Below are 15165 nucleotides of genomic sequence, written 5' to 3'. Positions count from 1 at the left end.
TGGCGCGCTTTGCGCCGTTTCGCTTTTTCGTTTACTGCTACGGGAAAATATATTTTCCGCGAAACGCTGACAGCCGCTTATTGCCGTATACACTTTCCTGATAATACTCAGAATATATTGCGCTGCCCGGAGCTGGCGGCCCCAGCCGATAAGAAACCGTGCCGATGAGCGATACTGCAAGCGTAGCTTCAACCCGCGATATACCGCGCGTGCGCGTCTCCTGGCGCTATGTGGCGGCCGACCGGCGCGATCTGCGTATCGACCTGATGCGCGGCATTGCGCTTGTGATGATGGTCGTCGCGCATACTGAAGTGATGTCGATATTTAATATATTGACGTGGGAGCGTTTCGGATTAACCACAGGGGCTGAAGGATTTGTGATCCTGGCCGGTTTTATGCTCGGCATGCTTAACCGCCAGCGGTTGCAAAAAGCGGTATTACTGACGGTAGGCTGGACACTCTGGCGGCGTGCCTGGAAGATCTATCTGGTTAATATCATTATTATCCTGAGCGTGCTGCTGTTATCGAAAATACCTTTTATTAATACGTTTGAAATAACCCACTTTGTGGACCGTTTCTCGGGGAATAGCTGGTCGTTGTTTCCCACCACGCCGCAAATTAAAGAAACCTGGTTCAATATTATTTTGTTTTTACAGATTGGCCCGCACCAGACACAAATTCTGGGTCTGTATGTGTTTTTGCTGCTGTTGAGCCCGCTGTTTCTCGCTTTACTGCACTATCGTAAAACCGCCTGGCTGATTGCCGGTTCGGCAGGGGTGTATGGCCTGTATCAGGTGACCTCATTTCGTCTGACCGCCAGTGAGTTTGAGTTCGCATTTCCGCTGATGGCCTGGCAGCTCATTTATATTCTGGGGATGTGTTGCGGCTGGTACAAAGAGGAACTGTTATCGCTGGCGCGCACTGGCCCTGGCAAAGTGACCGTCGCGTTTATGATCCTCTGCGCGCTGATGCTGATGTTTATCGCCCAGAACCATACCAACCCCTTTATGCCGCCGGGCCTGCTGCTGCATATTATTCCGCCCGCCGATTTCAATGCGCTCTACCATACGTGGGCCGCCAAAAACGCACTCGGGCCGCTGCGCGTGCTGAACGATTTTTGTCTGATGGTGGCGGTCTATGCGCTGCTTACCTGGTGCTGGACCCCCATTTACCGCCTGACCGGCTGGTTTCTGATCCCGCTTGGCCAGCACTCGCTCTATACCTTCATTTTGCATGTGTATGTGGTGCTGCTGGTAAGCCAGGTAGTGCATTTCGATTTATGGCATCAGGCCTGGCTTGTGAATACGCTGGTTCATAGCGTGGCGCTGGGCATTCTCTGGCTGATGGCGAAGTATGACGTCGCCGGACGCTGGATCCCCAATTAAGGAACGACAAGGGTATGACGAGGATATATCACTGCGTTGGTCTGGCGATGCTTACGCTTGCGGGCTTCCCGTGTCATGCTGACCAGCCGCCTGCGAGCACGCAGAGTGGGGCGAGTGCGGATAACGAATCCGAGCCGATTCAGGCGGGCGTATTCACGAGCCGCTGGGGACGGCTGTTTTCGGGCAACGACAAAAAATTCTCCGGCGCGCTGAGTTTTAACAGCGGGCTGAAAGAGCAGTACGTGACGATCCCAAACAGTAGTGATACGGCGACGCAGACCAATAAAATTAACCAGACCGTCAACCTGAGCCTGCAATATTCGCCGTGGAGTTATCTCTTCGCCAACGTCACGCTGCGCGCACCGGTGCGTGATTTAACACGTTATTCCAGCGATTTCCGCTACAGCTTCGGCTATGACGACTGGCACGCCAATACCTTCAGCTTGGTGTACAGCAACTACGGCGATAACCATATCTGGCCATCGGGCAACAAACGTCACACCTATTTTGAACAGGGCGGCGTGACGGCAGCCTATAAATTCTCGCTGCCGAAACCGCTTGAGAAACATCTGCTGATCAATAAAGGCGATTCGATTATCTGCCAGGTGGGCTACACGTGGGTGCCGCGCTATTACGATCTCAACAGTAACGACATTCGCAGCAATAAAAATGTGGTGCTGGGCGGCTGCGGCTATACGCTCAAACAGCATTTCTTTGTGCGCGCCACGGCGTTCTGGTTCCCCGACAGCAGCCAGCAACAGCCGTGGAACGGCGATTACAGCTACAGCTTTGGCTACGCGGGCTATACGCCGGGCTCATTCTCAATTCAGTACGCCAACTACAGCGGCACGCGGTATCCCGGTCATGCCAGCGGCAACGGCAAATTCCGCGAAGGCACCGTCAGCCTTATCTGGTATTTACCCCTTTAAGGAGCTTTGATGCCGGACAGACAGCGGGTTTTGATTGTTGATGACTCCACCGTTTACCGGCGGCTGCTCGGCAGCATGCTCGGCAAATGGGGCTACGAGGTGCTGGAAGCGGTCAACGGCGTCGCGGCGCTGGACGTGCTGGCCACACAGCCGGTCAATATGGTGCTGAGCGACTGGGAGATGCCGGTGATGGATGGCCTGACGCTGTGTCAGGAGATCCGCGCGCGTTTTCAGGAACACTATATCTACCTGATTTTATTAACGGCGCGGGAGAGCGTGGACGACCTGGCGTTAGGGTTCGAGGCGGGCGCGGATGATTTTCTCAGCAAGCCGGTAAACCAGAGTGAACTGCGCGCCAGGCTGCACGCGGGCGAGCGCATTCTGGAGCTGGAAGCGACGCTCGCGGCGCGAAATGCGCGCCTTCGCGAGGCGCTCTCCCAAATCGAAAGCGATCTCCAGGCAGCGGCGCAGTTACAGCGCTCGGTGCTGCCGGCCCGGCGCATGCAATACGATAACTTTTTCGCCGACTGGCTGTTTGTGCCGTCGGCCTATGTCTCCGGCGACATCTTTAATATTTTCCCGCTCGACCGCCATCTCGGTTTTTACTGCGTGGATGTGGCGGGGCACGGCGTGGGCGCGGCGATGATGTCGCTTGCCGTAGCGCGCCAGTTCCTGCATGGGCGCGCGGTGGAGCGTTTTTTATTTGATGGCGACGGCGTCACCGCGCCGCATGAGGTGATCCGGATCCTGAACGAGCGCTTCTGCCATGACGACACCGAGATAGTCAGCTATTTCACAATGATTTACGGCGTGATCGACACCGAAACCGGCGAAGGCAAGCTCTGCCAGGCCGGACACCCGACGCCGTTTATTACGCATCCGGACGGTTCCATGACGCGCATCGGCAGTGGCGGCGCGCCGGTGGGCTTGCTGGCAAGCTTAAGCTGGGAGGATGCCACGTTTACGCTTAACCGCGGCGACCGGCTGTGCCTCTACAGCGACGGCATCACGGAGTGTGAAAACCCACAGCAGGAGCAGTTTGGCCATGAGCGGCTGGAGCAGTGGTTACAACGTCACGTTTCCAGCCCGCTTGACGCGATTTTTCCGGCCCTGCACGACAAGCTTGTCGACTGGCGCGCCAGAACGCAGGGCGATCAGGTGGCGATGGCCGACGATGTCTCACTGTTAATTATTGAAAGAAGCCACGAGGGAGTGCGCGATGAATCTTGAGACTGAACATCTGGACGGCGTGAGCGTGATAACGCCGGTGGCACGACGGCTTGATGCCTCGGTCGCCGCCGCGTTTCGCCAGGGCGTAAGCGAAGAGATAGCCCGCACCACGGGCGGGCTGGTTATCGATTTCTCGCGCGTCGATTTTATCGACAGTAGCTGCCTCGGCACGCTGATCGCGCTCTTTAAGCAGATGAACGGCAAAGGGGAGATGGCGCTCTGTTCGCTCAACAGTAACATCATGAATATGTTTAAGCTGACCCGCATGGACCGCGTATTTATCCTTTGCCCGGATCGCGCCGCCGCACTGGCCCGGCTGCAAAAAGGATGAACCGGTGAGCGCCACGCTGACGCTTCCCGCGCGCCTCGATGCGCTTGGCCCGCTCGCCGACGCGCTGGCGCAGTTTATGGCGCCGCTACCGGTGGACGACGGCTGGCGTTTTGAATTCGATCTGGCGGTGTGCGAGGCGGCGGCGAACGTGATTCGCCATGCGCTGCAAGAGACACCAGAGCGCACGTTTAGCGTCGAATTTCAACATAGCGAAACCTTCGCGCGGACGATTTTCACCGATGACGGCAATGCTATCCCTGACGGCAAACTGGACGCCGCGAGAGCAGGCGCAAAGGATGATGACGTTGCGCTGATGAGCGAAGGCGGGCGAGGGCTGATGCTGATCGTTGCCTGTGTCGACGACGTGGATTACCGGGCGGGGCAGATAAACCGCCTGACACTCTGCAAGCGGTTTTAACGTGACGTTGTCACGAATCAGTGGGGTTCATGAACCGTCATGGTAAAGATAAGCGTCTCCTCGTGTTCATTCGCGTAGCGGTGCGGGGAATCGGTGCGCGCCACGGCGGACGCGCCCGCATGGACCTGCAACACTTCATCATTGACGCCAAGCGTCAGTACGCCTCGCTCCACATGTAATAGCTCTGACGTTCCCTGCGGATGGCCCGGCGAGGTAAACACATCGCCCGGCTGCAACTCCCAGCGCCACAGCTCCACCATATTTGGCCCGCTGGTTCCGGCAAGCAGACGCGCCGTACCGCCATGGTCACCTGTCCACAAAACCGGAATTTGCGTGGCCTCAATCAGTCTCGCCGCAGGCTGGCTCGCCACATCCAGCAGGTCGGCTACTGATAACCCCAGCGCGGCGGCGACTTTGCAGAGGATAGCGATACTCGGGTTGGCCGCGGCTTTTTCAAGCTCAACCAGCATACCTTTGCTGACGCCCGCGCGCTGCGAGAGCGCATCCAGCGTTACTTTATGTTCCTTACGCCAGGCTTTCAGCTTTTGCGCCAGAGCAACGCTAAGCGAGTCAACATCAGCGCCTGGTTCAGTCATTATATTGACTTTATGGGTCACTGGTCATTACCATGAAATAAAATAGTCATTACGGGATTATCTGATGAAACCATTAACACCGTCAATTGCCCCGGAGATCGCCCGTCTCGCGCCGGGGTTCCGGGCTATCAGCATTAACGTTATTGCCGCGCCGCTGGCAGATGAAAGCGTGGGAAGAAGGGCGCTGGAAGCTGCCTGCCGCCACGTGCAGGAGAACGATTTCCCCTGGGCGCAGTCGCATCTTGCTGCATGGGACGCCGTTTTTCAGGCATTCGGCGCAAAGCCGAAACGCACGCCGTGTTCCGCCCAGGCGCTGCGTAAACGGGTCGCGCGTGACGGCGCAATGGCGTCGCTCGATCCGGTGGTCGATCTCTATAATGCCGTGAGCATTAAATACGCCGTGCCCATTGGCGGGGAAAACCGCGCGGCATACCAGGGTGAGCCGCGTCTGGTCATTGCCGACGGCAGCGAAGCGTTCGACACCTTTAAAGACGGCGAGCCGGTGAATGAATCCCCGGAGCCTGGCGAACCGGTCTGGCGCGACGACGCGGGCGTGACGTGCCGCCGCTGGAACTGGCGTCAGGGCGTGCGCACACGGCTGGATTCGCAGGCGCAGGAGATGTGGTTTATTCTGGAATGCTTACCGGCCATGCCGGAGGAAGCCGCCGACGCCGCCGCGCGTGAACTGGCCGAAGGCCTGGCCGCGATGATGCCGGGCGCGCAAATCACCACAGAAACGTTTCAGCCAGGCTGACCGTATACACGAGAAAATGATGGCCGGACGACAGATAGTGCTGGAACCTTACAACCCGGCCTGGCCTGCGCAATTTGCTGAAGAAGAGAAAAGGGTGCGTGAAGTGCTCGGCGACGTTGCGCTGGCCGTTCATCATATTGGCAGTACGTCGGTGCCGGGGCTCGCGGCCAAACCGGTTATCGATATGCTGATTGAGGTCTCCGGTTTAAGCGCGCTTGATGGCTGTAACGCCGTGATGCAGGCGCTGGGCTACACGCCGCGCGGTGAGTACGGCATTCCCGGCAGGCGTTACTTTATTAAAGGCCACGCTGTGCGAACGCATCATATTCACGCATTCGTGGCCGGAAGCGACCACGTGCCGCGGCATCTGGCGTTTCGTGATTATCTGCGCCGGCATGATGTCGTCATGCAGGAATATGCGCAGATAAAATTTGTGGCCGCGCGCGACAGCGGTTTTCAGTCGGACATCTACAGCGAACTGAAAAACGAGTTTATCGCGCGGGTTGAACAGCAGGCGCTGGCGCGGAGACAGCAATGAACAGCGACAGCCTGGAAGCGCGGGTTTATGCCCATGTGCGCAAGCATGACGGCTTTTATCTGTTCGGCAAACCTGAACTGACCGAACAGACCGATCTCGATTTTGACCTGCAGCTGGACGAGGACGAAGCGCTGGCGCTGATGGAGGATTTTTTTACGACATTTAGCGTGGCGCGGGGAAATTTCTCCATCACGACTTACTATCCGCCCGATCCACCGCTGAGCGTTATGCTCAATCCATTTCGTAAACGCGAGATCCCCATAGTGCCGTTTTTTACCATCGGTATGCTTATTGAATCTGCCCGGGCTGGCCGCTGGCTCTATGACTAACGGCGCGTTTGGCCAGTTTTTTCTGCAGTATGACCACCAGGACGGGAAATCCTGCCGCGCTCAGCGCACTTATGACCAACAGGCTGTTCAGGTTTCGCGGGTGTATTACGTGCTCAGGAAGTAATAAAGAAGAGAGAAAGAACGCGAGCGTGGTTATCAGATACATTATTGCTGTCTGTAGTGACGAAAAACTGGCTCTTTGCTCATTTGCAGGGTAGTGCATCGCCAGCGCCGAGGCGCAAACCAGTCGGCTATAGGACGCGCCAAGAAACAGGGTGATAAAGAGAAAAACATTATTAAATCCCATCACAGGAATGAGCAAGCTTACTACAAATAACAGCGTTGAAAGGATAGACAGAGCCAACGAAGATATTTCCGATATAAGAATTCCTGTTATTTTCGTAGACGCATAACCTGCAATGCCACCACTTAAAAATAATAACGGCAAGAGAGATTCCTGTGCGCCCATAAACTGAATCAGTAAAGGCGTTAAAATGGGGATAATAAGCATGGGGCTAAATTGCACCAGTGCCGTTGATGATGCAAAAAGTAAGGTTTGAGCATCAAAAGAGAGTGTGGTTTTTACGCCTGAAGAAACCGCATCGCGGGGAAGAGTAAACGCAATTAGCGGTAAACAAACCAGACATAACACACTGATTAACCATAGCGAAGCCTGCCAGCCATAATGGGTACATAAAAACATGACCGCTGGCATACCGACGATACTCACCATCGAAAATGAAGCTATCACCGTGGCGAGCATTTTTCCGCGCAATGGTGCTGGGGCAGAATTTATTAAAATACTCATACCCACACCCATTGTTGTGCCACCCACCAGGCCTGCGCAGAAACGTATTATCAGAAGCGTGCCAAAATGCGTGGTCACTGTGCACAAACCAGTAAATATTCCAAGCAGCAGCATATTGCGGAATATAAACCGCTTTTTATTAAATCTCTCAACCCAATAAAACGCCGCTACGCCAGAAATAACCGCCCCTGATGTATAAATACCCGATGCATAGCCAGCAAAGGAGACAGGAACAGACAATGCGTCCGTCATAAAAGTAAAAACGGGCGTGAACGCCATATATTCCAGGGCATTGGTGAACTGGATAAAAGCGATAACAAGGGCTATCCGCATAACGGATTTATAATTAACGATCTGTGTTTCCACTGGCATAACAAGCAACCTGTTGATAAAAGAAGCCTGATTTTATCTGATATCAATAGTGATTTTTATATGGTAAAAAAGGCATTCTTTGTTATCAAAATTGGGATATCAGATGCGTCCGGCGCTGGATTTTAATAGCCTGAAAGTGTTCATCACGGTAGTTGAAAAGGAAAGTTTTGTCGGGGCATCGAAAGCCCTTGCAATGCCGACATCGAATGTCAGCCGCTGTATTGCGCAGTTAGAAGAAAAACTGAATCTGCAACTCATTGAGCGCAGCACACGGCATATGAAAATCACTCAGGCAGGGCATCTGCTTTACAGCCGGGCGAAGCCATTACTGGAGGCGCTTGAGCAAACGGAGACGGAATTAACGTTGCGACAAATGCAGCTTAAGGGGCCGCTGCGTATCTGTATTCCCAGTGAATCAGGTCCTGTATTGCTGGGTTCGGCTATTGCCGATTTCGCCTGCCAAAACCCAGATCTTGAAATCAGCTGTATCACCAGTTTGTCAGGTTTCGAATCCCTGCGAGACGATCTCGATGTCGCAATCATTATTACCCGTGGACAACTGGATGACAGTGACTACATTGCCCGTCATCTGATGACCATTCCGTGTACCGTTGTCGCCGCGCCCGCGATCATTGAACGCTATGGCACGCCTTCCGATATAAGACAATTTGAAGCATTGCCTTGTATTACCACGGTAACTGCGCTGAAAGGCGCTCCCTGGCAGTTTGTGAACCGCAAAGGGGAGTTCGAGACGATAAAGGTTAAAGGGCATTATCGCGTCAACAGCGGAGAGATGGCGGGACGCGCGGCAGTCGCCGGCGTCGGGTTTGCCATTCTGTCAAAACAAGCCTGTCAGCCTTACATTAACGATGGACGGCTCATCGAGGTTGAGTTTGAACAAGCGGCAGCGCCGTTGCAGTTGTTCGCGGTGTATTCAAACCGGCGTTTCTTGCCCGCGAAAACAAGAGCGTTCATTGATTTCGTACACCAGCGATTGAGCGCGATGCCTTCAGCGACATAAGGCGGCAGCGCCAGCCAGTAATTCAACGTAACAAATGAAGCCAGTAGCGCGGGTAAGCGAAGCGCACCCGTGGTGGGCAATTAATTCAACGTGACAGATGAAGCCGGTAGCGCGGGTAAGCAGAGCGCACCCGCGGTGGCAAATTAGCATGCCGATTCTCAGGCGTTATGTGCACCCGAAACATCTTATCGACGTGAGGAATGCGGCCCGAACTCACTGAACATTGCCTGGATTCTCCTTTGGTACGCATAATGTATATTATGTTAAATTGAATCTGACATCAGAACCATGCTTACTCGCTATGGCCGCCTGATACCGCTATTGCCTGCCCTGCGTGTCTGCATTCGCTTAAGACCCAAACCTCTCTATCTCTCCCGGTGCGCTACGCGAAATCTGCAGGACTGAGCCTCACAACTTTTCTCAGATTTCACGTAGCGCACCGTTTTTATATTGTTTATCGCGGGTGCGCTCTGCTAACCCGCGCGACGGCGTTATCAGCAAACGCCGCCAGTTGTGCGTTAAACCGCGCGGCGTCTTCCATAAATGGCGCATGTCCGGCGTTCGCATAAATGTCGGAACGTATTTGCGGATTGATCGCGCTCGCTCTTTTCAACGAAGCAGCCGGATTTACCAGCGCGTCGTGCTGGCCGTAGATAAACAGCAACGGCACGCGCGTGGCGCTCAGCGCTTTTTCTGCGGGAACCGCTATGCGCGGCACGTTACGCTGCATGGTCCAGGACGCCATCGCCGCGTTAGCCAGCAGACGCTCAAACGTGTCGCGGTCAGGCTGCTGATAAAAACAGAGCCGCAAAAATTGGCGCTCGCCATCGAGGTGCGTTTGTAAATCCGCCGCCGTCATGTCGCGATAAATAGCCGGATGCGCGGGTATCAGCGCGGGCGTTAGCTCCACCACGCCGCCCACGTATAACGCGCCGCCGATCCGGCTGTCGCCATACTCGGCCAGATAAGCCGAAATCACCGCGCCGCCGAGCGACCAGCCGACCAGCACCGGCCGCTTCGCCTGGCTCTGGCTGATAACCGCCGCCAGATCGTCTCCCCATCGCCTGCCCTCCCGATACGCCGCGTCGGTGTCAGGCTTCCCGGAAAGCCCGTGGCCGCGTAAATCAAAGGTGATGAGCCGGAAACGTTGCAGCCGCGGGTCGGTGATTTGCCGGGTCCAGTTGAGATGGCTGCCCAGCAGTCCGTGAATGAAAATTATCGCCGGGCCGTCCGGGTTGCCGCTCTCCTGCACGGCAATTGGAACGCCATCCGGCGCGGTGACGGTAAAGCGCCGTTCAGCGGCAGTCGCGTTTGCCATCACCATGAACAGCAGGCTTATCACAATACGGCTAATCAATGCAGGCATTTTCACTTCCTCATTAATGGGTTCCTGGCTAGCCTGAACGTTGACACTAGTGTCAGAGTCAAGCGCCTGATGAGGAGAAACCATGCAACTGACCATTGGCGAACTGGCTAAAGCCACCGGCGTGAGCGCTCGATCCATCCGCCACTATCACAACAACGACTTACTGGCGGCCGTTCGCGCCTGTAACGGCTACCGCTATTTCGACATGCAGGCCATTACCCAGGTGCGCCAGATCCAGCGCCTGATTGCGACTGGATTTAGCGTGGCCGAGATCCGCCGTTTCCCCGATTGCATGTTGCTCATTGAAGGCGCGACGTTCTGCCCGGAAACCCAGGCCATACAGTATCAGCGGCTGAAAGAAATCGAAGATCAGATAAGTGAACTTGAGCAGCGCAAAGCGCGCCTGCTTGAGACGCTGCGGCAGAATGGTCACAGCGATGCGGTAACGTTACATAAATAATAGCCTTCCGCGGGTGCGCTCCGCTTACCCGCTCTACGCGTTTGGTATTTCTGTAGGGTGGGTAAGCGAAGCGCACCCACCGTTGGCTATCAAAAATGACATTAATTCTTCCCAGGGATAATTACCGCACGTTATTTCCCTTCGCCGAAAATATCATTTCCGGCCCGATGTAAAGCCCCGCTTTTACATTGAGTTGTTTCTGAACGTGAATATCTGCGCCAGAATGCGTCGGTGACAGATTAATATTCTTTTGCAATGTCAATAATTGTAAAGGATAAGAAAGCGCTGGAGATGGGACGCATTTTTAGTAAGAATTCCGGCACCTAACGTAAATTACCGCGTGCCAGTGAGTCGATATGGATTTCCCCGCCAAACCTTTATTTGCCCTTTTGTTCTGTGCTTATCTGACGGGATGCGCCACCAAAGCCCCAAAACCTAAGACGGTCGCCCCGCTTCCTGATGCCACCGCCAGCAGCCGCCAGCCTGACCTGATCCCCGTTATCGCCGCCCTTCACGACCAGATGAACACCTGGCAGGACACACCTTATCAATGGGGCGGCACAAAGCGCGATGGCATCGACTGCTCAGGATTTGTCTGGCGCACCCTGCACGACCGGTTTAATCTGCCGATGGCGCGCGTCACCACGCGGGAATTAATTCACATGGGTAAAGGCGTTGAGAAAAATAAACTGCGTCCGGGCGATCTGGTGTTCTTCCGTATTAAGGGCGCGCTGCATGTCGGTTTTTATGACTCTGACGGCGAATTTATTCACGCCTCCACCAGTAAAGGCGTTACCCGGTCTTCGTTAAATAATCCTTACTGGCAGACCGTATATTTAGAAGCGCGTCGCCTGCCGGATAATATCAGCTCTGTTGTCACGCTCAATCATAATACGCCGCCCGATCTCGCCAGTAATCGCGGGTAAGCCTGAGGGCCACAGTGCTTCTGTGGCCTCGCAGGGTTTACACCACTGGCGGGTTATCGTCACCGCCCTTGTCGCTCAGCTCACTGAGCACAATCTCTTTCGCGGGGGCGTCATCAAGCTTTCCTGCGTAATCGTCCGAGAGATCCGGCAGGCTGGTAAACTGCCCGTCGATAAACAGAAACGTCAGGTGTCCGGCGATATCATCAAGCACCGCCCCGGCATTTTTCAGCCCTTCGCCATGTTCATCATTGCCATCAAGACGCCAGGCGAAAGCGCCATTCTCTTGTGTGGCTTCGCCGAGATCGATAATCCGGCCATCGATGTTTTGCGCCAGCACGCGGCCTTCGCAGAGAAACAGAAAATAAGGCATCCCGTCGCGTTGGGTAGATTCCGGCATCGTGAACTCCTTGCTGATGAATGAAAGAAAAGTATAGCAGGCGCTTTCACGCCCTTTTGGAAAGGAAAAGGCCGCGCGCGGCGGCCTGATTTTATTGCGCAGCGCTCACGCGCCAGATGGCGTTACCGGCGTCATCGGCAATCAGCAGCGCGCCGGATTTATCCTGCGTCACGCCAACCGGCAGCCCGCGCACCTGTTTCTGATCGTCTGTCAGAAAACCGGTGACGACCGGCTGCGGCATCCCGACCGGTTTGCCGTTTTCAAACTTGACCCACACCACCTGATACCCATTGAGCGGCGAGCGGTTCCAGCTGCCGTGTTCGCTTACAAACGCCCCGCCGCGATACTGCGGCATGTTATCGCCGGTGTAGAAATGCAGGCCAAGCGGTGCCACGTGCGAGCCGAGCGCGTAGTCAGGCTTGATCGCTTTGGCGACCAGATCCGGGCGCTGCGGCTCGGCGCGTTTATCGACGTGATTGCCGAAATAGCTGTACGGCCAGCCGTAGAAGCCCTTCTCCTGCACCGATGTCATATAATCCGGCACCAGATCGGAGCCGATTTCATCGCGCTCGTTCACTATCGCCCACAGCTTGCCGCTCTCAGGCTCCCACTGGAGGCCGGTCGGGTTGCGCAGGCCGCTTGCGTAAATACGGCTGGCGCCGGTCGCGGCGTCTACTTCCAGCACCGCGGCGCGGCGATACTCCGCGCCGATGCCGTTTTCGGTGATATTACTGTTAGAACCCACGCCCACGTAGAGCTTGCTGCCATCCGGGCTTGCCAGCAGCGCTTTGGTCCAGTGGTGGTTGATCGGCCCGCCTGGCAGTTCAGTCACCTCTTCGCCCGGCGTGCGGATCGCCGTTTGCCCTTCCTGATACGGGAATTTCACCAGGCTGTCGGCGTTCGCCACCCACAGCGTATTGCCGGTGAGCTGAATGCCGAACGGCGCATTGAGATTTTCAATAAAGTTATGCTTTTCCCATTTGCCGTTCACGTTACGCAAAAGCGTAATGCGGTTGCCGCCCGGGCCGCCCTTGCCCGACGCCTTTTGCACCACGCCCATGATGAGTTGTTTCGGGCGCGTCGTCGGTTTTGGCGTGCCGTTGGATTCCGCAACCAGAATATCGTTATTGGGCAGTACATAGACCTGGCGCGGATGCATCAGTCCGTCGGCGATTTTTTCAATCTTCAGCCCCTGCGCCACCTTCGGCTTTTCGTCCTCTTTCCAGGCCACGCCTTCCGGCACCTGCATCGGCGGCAGCAGGAAATTTTTCGCTTCCGGGAGTTCCGGGTTGGGCCCTACCTGTTTTTGCGGATCGAGTGTTGCGCTGTTATCACAGCCGCTAAGCAGAACGCCCAGCGACACGGCCAGCGCGAGACGATGAATGTTGTTCATGCGGGCTTCTCCTTAAGCAGCGCGTTGGCGTAACGCGAGTTGAACATTCGCCAGCAGCATCAGCACCACGACCAGCGTTGAAAGAATGACGCCCGCAGGCACCACGGCGTAAGCATCACGGCTGTGAATAAAGGCGTTGAAAATGGCCAGCACAATCGCCACCAGATTCAGCCAGAAGTGCAGCCGCTGCGCCGGGCCATGCAGATGGCGACGCCCGGGCCAGATCTGCCCGAGGCTAATCAGGCGCGGAATGATGGCGATAACAAGGCCGATGGCGATAAGCCAGCTGGCGGCATCGGTCCACATCTGCACGTAGCTTTTCATGTAGAGGATGTCGAAAATCCAGGCGGCCGTGAAAAAGCCTAAAGGAATGGGATTAAGCAGTTCATAAAGCGCCACGGCGGCTGCCGGGGATCGTGCGGTCGTGTGCGGGTGCATATCCGTCTCCTGAAGTCATCCAGAACCAGCGACGGCAGCGCCCAGGCGCCGCACGTCAGCGTGCCTGTAAAAGCGTAGTCAAGATGCGCGAGAATGACGGAATTATCGAACCGCGTTTTAGCCAGGAGCCTCACAGGCGGCGTCAGACGGGCCGCCCGCTGTAAAAATCAGATGATAGTGTCGCCCCATTTCACCGCTTCGTGCGTCATATCGATGATATCCCGCTCGCTAAGATTCAGCTCCTGCGCCACTTCTACCACCTGTGGCCAGTCGGCACGCTCGAACGCTTCGCACAGACGGACCAGCGTACCCGGAACGCCCTCACGGTTGATCAGCGCTTTTTTGACTTCCTTCGAGACGTAGATTTGCTCAAGCAGCGCATCCATGGGGATATCCATAATCGCGTCGAGGCGGGAGAACAGCCCGGCGATAAACGCGTCGTCCTCGCTCACGCCGCCGATTCGGTGCGCCGCCAGTTCGCAAAAGCGCCCGTACACCAGGCTGACGTTGTACAGTTCGCTTACCGACGGATCGCTGATGTGCGTGACCGCGAGGATAGTAATGAATCTTTTCAGCTCATAGAGCCCAAGAAACGCGAAAATGCTGCGAAATGGCAGCGATTCGGCGTTGGCGTGGTAGTTATGCTGATATTTGATGTTATTGACGTAGCGCATCAGCTTATAGGTGATCGCCACGTCGCGGCTAATCAGCTTTTCGATCTTCGCCATATCCGGGCGCGCCGCGTTAACTTCGCGGATAAGCTCAAGAATAAAGACTTTTTGTTCAGGCAGCTTTTTCGTCTTAATGAGTTCTGGCTTGCTGTAAAAATAGCCCTGAAAAAGATGAAAACCGAGTTTCTGGTACTGTTCCAGCTCTTCACGCCGCTCGACTTTTTCAGCCAGCAGTTTGCAGCGCAGGTTCGGGTGCGCTTTCAGGAACGCGTTGATTTGTTCAACGCTTGTGGACTGAATATCAAACTTAATGACGCTGATGTAAGGCAGAAAGCGGCTCCATTCGCTCTCCAGCGTAAAATCATCCAGCGCGAAGCAATACCCCTCCTCATACATCGCGCGCACGGTGGTAAACAGCGCGTTATCCGGCACGCTGTTCTCAAGAATTTCAATCACGACATTCTGGCGCGGCAGCGACTGCGCCAGCCCGTTGACGATCATTTCATACGGGAAATTGATAAACGACGTATGTTTCCCGGACAAACGCTGTAACGGCGTGACCAGAAAATGATCGGCAAGCAGCTGGCTGGTCGCGAACTCGGCAGTCACGGGCGGAAAGGCGTTCGTGAGCCCGTCCCGGTAGAGTAGCTCGTAAGCCACCGTGTTCAGCGACGCATCAAAGATAGGCTGTCGCGCTATGAAGGAATACATTTCAACCTCCGGTTTCGTTTTTCGACGTCCATTACAGCGGTGCGCTGCTTGTTCGACCGGCACTAAAACATTCCTGTACACTCTTCCGGCAC

Annotated in this window: 18 protein-coding genes; 11 read left to right on the top strand and 7 right to left on the bottom strand. The window is 55.4% G+C overall.

All coding sequences use genetic code 11. The features are described 5' to 3' along the window. Positions 1 to 164: 164 nt before the first annotated feature. The 5 genes from opgC to G9X48_RS05275 are packed head-to-tail and all read left to right on the top strand — an operon-like array spanning position 165 to position 4293. Positions 165 to 1385: an OpgC domain-containing protein gene (gene opgC / locus G9X48_RS05295; protein ID WP_097641753.1), complete on the top strand. Its 1221-nt coding sequence runs from the start codon at positions 165 to 167 to the stop codon at positions 1383 to 1385. A gap of 14 nt (positions 1386 to 1399) precedes the next feature. After that, the gene (locus G9X48_RS05290) at positions 1400 to 2314 is read left to right on the top strand and encodes a hypothetical protein (RefSeq protein WP_007848641.1); all 915 of its coding nucleotides are present in this window, start codon (positions 1400 to 1402) and stop codon (positions 2312 to 2314) included. Positions 2315 to 2323: 9 nt separating this feature from the next. Beyond that, positions 2324 to 3544 carry a SpoIIE family protein phosphatase gene (locus G9X48_RS05285; protein ID WP_004387336.1) on the top strand — a complete coding sequence of 407 codons (1221 nt, stop codon included), beginning with the start codon at positions 2324 to 2326 and terminating at the stop codon, positions 3542 to 3544. Then, positions 3534 to 3875 carry an STAS domain-containing protein gene (locus G9X48_RS05280; RefSeq protein ID WP_004387337.1) on the top strand — a complete coding sequence of 114 codons (342 nt, stop codon included), beginning with the start codon at positions 3534 to 3536 and terminating at the stop codon, positions 3873 to 3875. The genes G9X48_RS05285 and G9X48_RS05280 overlap by 11 nt, the downstream gene beginning before the upstream one ends. 4 nt (positions 3876 to 3879) lie before the next feature. Further along, positions 3880 to 4293, top strand: coding sequence for an ATP-binding protein (locus G9X48_RS05275; protein ID WP_085046017.1), 414 nt, complete (start codon positions 3880 to 3882; stop codon positions 4291 to 4293). A 17-nt stretch (positions 4294 to 4310) separates the two neighbouring features. On the opposite strand, the gene G9X48_RS05270 is transcribed toward G9X48_RS05275, so the two are convergent. Continuing rightward, positions 4311 to 4910, bottom strand: coding sequence for an XRE family transcriptional regulator (locus tag G9X48_RS05270; protein ID WP_097641754.1), 600 nt, complete (start codon positions 4908 to 4910; stop codon positions 4311 to 4313). 43 nt (positions 4911 to 4953) lie between these two features. Here G9X48_RS05270 and G9X48_RS05265 point away from each other — a divergent pair, with 43 nt between their 5' ends. From G9X48_RS05265 to G9X48_RS05255, 3 genes are read left to right on the top strand one after another with little or no spacing between them, the layout of a single operon-like run. Further along, complete coding sequence (locus tag G9X48_RS05265) at positions 4954 to 5643, top strand: B3/4 domain-containing protein (protein ID WP_097641755.1); 690 nt, start codon at positions 4954 to 4956, stop codon at positions 5641 to 5643. 19 nt (positions 5644 to 5662) lie between these two features. Continuing rightward, on the top strand, positions 5663 to 6181 hold the full coding sequence (locus G9X48_RS05260; protein ID WP_097641775.1) for a GrpB family protein: 519 nt from the start codon (positions 5663 to 5665) through the stop codon (positions 6179 to 6181). Continuing rightward, a complete protein-coding gene (locus G9X48_RS05255) occupies positions 6178 to 6510 on the top strand; it encodes a DUF1493 family protein (RefSeq protein ID WP_007848630.1) in 333 nt (110 codons plus the stop codon). Before G9X48_RS05260 ends, G9X48_RS05255 begins: the two co-directional genes overlap by 4 nt. Here the strand turns inward: G9X48_RS05255 and G9X48_RS05250 are convergent. Then, positions 6470 to 7690 (bottom strand): MFS transporter, encoded by a 1221-nt coding sequence (locus G9X48_RS05250; RefSeq protein ID WP_097641756.1) that lies wholly within the window; start codon positions 7688 to 7690, stop codon positions 6470 to 6472. The genes G9X48_RS05255 and G9X48_RS05250 overlap by 41 nt on opposite strands. A gap of 103 nt (positions 7691 to 7793) precedes the next feature. Between G9X48_RS05250 and G9X48_RS05245 the strand changes: the two genes are divergently transcribed. Beyond that, positions 7794 to 8711, top strand: coding sequence for a LysR family transcriptional regulator (locus tag G9X48_RS05245; RefSeq protein ID WP_097641757.1), 918 nt, complete (start codon positions 7794 to 7796; stop codon positions 8709 to 8711). Positions 8712 to 9165: 454 nt separating this feature from the next. On the opposite strand, the gene G9X48_RS05240 is transcribed toward G9X48_RS05245, so the two are convergent. Next, positions 9166 to 10077, bottom strand: coding sequence for an alpha/beta hydrolase (locus G9X48_RS05240; RefSeq protein ID WP_097641758.1), 912 nt, complete (start codon positions 10075 to 10077; stop codon positions 9166 to 9168). 82 nt (positions 10078 to 10159) lie between these two features. Here G9X48_RS05240 and G9X48_RS05235 point away from each other — a divergent pair, with 82 nt between their 5' ends. Then, complete coding sequence (locus G9X48_RS05235; protein WP_097641759.1) at positions 10160 to 10537, top strand: MerR family transcriptional regulator; 378 nt, start codon at positions 10160 to 10162, stop codon at positions 10535 to 10537. A 356-nt stretch (positions 10538 to 10893) separates the two neighbouring features. After that, complete coding sequence (locus G9X48_RS05230; RefSeq protein WP_097641760.1) at positions 10894 to 11463, top strand: NlpC/P60 family protein; 570 nt, start codon at positions 10894 to 10896, stop codon at positions 11461 to 11463. 37 nt (positions 11464 to 11500) lie between these two features. Here G9X48_RS05230 and G9X48_RS05225 read toward each other — a convergent pair whose 3' ends face one another. The 4 genes from G9X48_RS05225 to G9X48_RS05210 form a co-directional block, all read right to left on the bottom strand. Continuing rightward, a complete protein-coding gene (locus G9X48_RS05225; protein ID WP_014728885.1) occupies positions 11501 to 11860 on the bottom strand; it encodes a hypothetical protein in 360 nt (119 codons plus the stop codon). Positions 11861 to 11951: 91 nt separating this feature from the next. Next, positions 11952 to 13253, bottom strand: a complete 1302-nt coding sequence (locus tag G9X48_RS05220; protein ID WP_105629560.1) for a sorbosone dehydrogenase family protein — start codon at positions 13251 to 13253, stop codon at positions 11952 to 11954. Between the two features lie 12 nt (positions 13254 to 13265). After that, entirely contained in the window at positions 13266 to 13691 is a 426-nt protein-coding gene (locus tag G9X48_RS05215; protein WP_004384940.1) for a DUF2231 domain-containing protein, read from the bottom strand. Positions 13692 to 13858: 167 nt separating this feature from the next. Beyond that, complete coding sequence (locus G9X48_RS05210; RefSeq protein WP_007867754.1) at positions 13859 to 15073, bottom strand: EAL domain-containing protein; 1215 nt, start codon at positions 15071 to 15073, stop codon at positions 13859 to 13861. Between the last annotated feature and the right edge of the window lie 92 nt (positions 15074 to 15165).

The organism is Cronobacter sp. HA18006, from assembly GCF_011605445.1.
Lineage (GTDB): Bacteria > Pseudomonadota > Gammaproteobacteria > Enterobacterales > Enterobacteriaceae > Cronobacter > Cronobacter sakazakii.
Note: the sequence above shows the minus strand (reverse complement) of the source record. Positions and strands in the feature narration are given on the sequence as shown.

Bases quoted from the DNA above. Each gene is read 5' to 3' on its own strand.
- opgC (WP_097641753.1), top strand. From the start codon at position 165: ATGAGCGATACTGCAAGCGTAGCTTCAACCCGCGATATACCGCGCGTG.
- G9X48_RS05290 (WP_007848641.1), top strand. From the start codon at position 1,400: ATGACGAGGATATATCACTGCGTTGGTCTGGCGATGCTTACGCTTGCG.
- G9X48_RS05285 (WP_004387336.1), top strand. From the start codon at position 2,324: ATGCCGGACAGACAGCGGGTTTTGATTGTTGATGACTCCACCGTTTAC.
- G9X48_RS05280 (WP_004387337.1), top strand. From the start codon at position 3,534: ATGAATCTTGAGACTGAACATCTGGACGGCGTGAGCGTGATAACGCCG.
- G9X48_RS05265 (WP_097641755.1), top strand. From the start codon at position 4,954: ATGAAACCATTAACACCGTCAATTGCCCCGGAGATCGCCCGTCTCGCG.
- G9X48_RS05260 (WP_097641775.1), top strand. From the start codon at position 5,663: ATGGCCGGACGACAGATAGTGCTGGAACCTTACAACCCGGCCTGGCCT.
- G9X48_RS05255 (WP_007848630.1), top strand. From the start codon at position 6,178: ATGAACAGCGACAGCCTGGAAGCGCGGGTTTATGCCCATGTGCGCAAG.
- G9X48_RS05250 (WP_097641756.1), bottom strand. From the start codon at position 7,690: ATGCCAGTGGAAACACAGATCGTTAATTATAAATCCGTTATGCGGATA.
- G9X48_RS05245 (WP_097641757.1), top strand. From the start codon at position 7,794: ATGCGTCCGGCGCTGGATTTTAATAGCCTGAAAGTGTTCATCACGGTA.
- G9X48_RS05240 (WP_097641758.1), bottom strand. From the start codon at position 10,077: ATGCCTGCATTGATTAGCCGTATTGTGATAAGCCTGCTGTTCATGGTG.
- G9X48_RS05235 (WP_097641759.1), top strand. From the start codon at position 10,160: ATGCAACTGACCATTGGCGAACTGGCTAAAGCCACCGGCGTGAGCGCT.
- G9X48_RS05230 (WP_097641760.1), top strand. From the start codon at position 10,894: ATGGATTTCCCCGCCAAACCTTTATTTGCCCTTTTGTTCTGTGCTTAT.
- G9X48_RS05225 (WP_014728885.1), bottom strand. From the start codon at position 11,860: ATGCCGGAATCTACCCAACGCGACGGGATGCCTTATTTTCTGTTTCTC.
- G9X48_RS05220 (WP_105629560.1), bottom strand. From the start codon at position 13,253: ATGAACAACATTCATCGTCTCGCGCTGGCCGTGTCGCTGGGCGTTCTG.
- G9X48_RS05215 (WP_004384940.1), bottom strand. From the start codon at position 13,691: ATGCACCCGCACACGACCGCACGATCCCCGGCAGCCGCCGTGGCGCTT.
- G9X48_RS05210 (WP_007867754.1), bottom strand. From the start codon at position 15,073: ATGTATTCCTTCATAGCGCGACAGCCTATCTTTGATGCGTCGCTGAAC.